This is a genomic window from Vibrio mexicanus (genome assembly GCF_001012815.1).
GTDB classification, from domain to species: Bacteria; Pseudomonadota; Gammaproteobacteria; order Enterobacterales; family Vibrionaceae; genus Vibrio; species Vibrio mexicanus.
Genome location: NZ_JYJP01000057.1, coordinates 1 through 213 on the forward strand (window position 1 = coordinate 1; position 213 = coordinate 213).

Annotated in this window: 1 tRNA gene; it reads left to right on the top strand. The window is 43.7% G+C overall.

From position 1 onward, the window contains the following. The first annotated feature begins 24 nt into the window (after window positions 1-24). Window positions 25-100, top strand: a tRNA-Val gene (locus UA76_RS09345). The last annotated feature ends 113 nt before the right edge of the window (window positions 101-213 follow it).

Here is a 213-nt window from a genome sequence, read left to right on the forward strand (position 1 = left end):
TCCACGAAGAATCAAAACTTATGTGGGCGATTAGCTCAGTTGGGAGAGCACCTGCCTTACAAGCAGGGGGTCACTGGTTCGAGCCCGGTATCGCCCACCATTCTCTAAATATTTTTGGAATTCATTATCCAAACCACATCAAAATATTGCTGCTGGTTCGGATTTTTGACGGCTCTGAAAGTCTTTAGACAATGTTTTCTCTAACGAGATACA